This is a genomic window from Bradyrhizobium manausense (assembly GCF_001440035.1).
Taxonomy (GTDB): Bacteria; Pseudomonadota; Alphaproteobacteria; order Rhizobiales; family Xanthobacteraceae; genus Bradyrhizobium; species Bradyrhizobium manausense.
On sequence record NZ_LJYG01000126.1, the window covers coordinates 1 to 386 of the forward strand.

The window sequence follows — 386 nt, forward strand, 5'->3', positions numbered from 1 at the left end:
CAGTTTAGAGCACTGTGTATTTAAACACTGTACAGCTTCAATCTAAATTCATATACCAAAACGCTTGATTCAGTTAATTTGCTAGTTCTCAATTAACTCCAAGATCAGAATTACTTCGTCTCTCTTTGTTATTGAGTGAACAATTTATTTCAGACTCAATTTTGCCAATCTGTTAATGAATAAACACGCCTTCGTCAGGTCATGCTTAATACCGTGATACTTAAATCACAGAAGTTAATAAACCAAGACCGAAATCTCTATTTACTAATTTCTGTAATCCGAACTTATCTTAAGTTCTGGTGGAGACTAGGAGAGTCGAACTCCTGACCTCCTGCGTGCAAAGCAGGCGCTCTACCAACTAAGCTAAGTCCCCAGCTTACATCATC

Annotated in this window: 1 tRNA gene; it reads right to left on the bottom strand. The window is 37.6% G+C overall.

Going from position 1 to position 386, the window contains the following annotated elements:
- Positions 1–297: 297 nt before the first annotated feature.
- Positions 298–373: transfer RNA gene (locus tag AOQ71_RS41985), tRNA-Ala, on the bottom strand.
- Positions 374–386 lie beyond the last annotated feature (13 nt).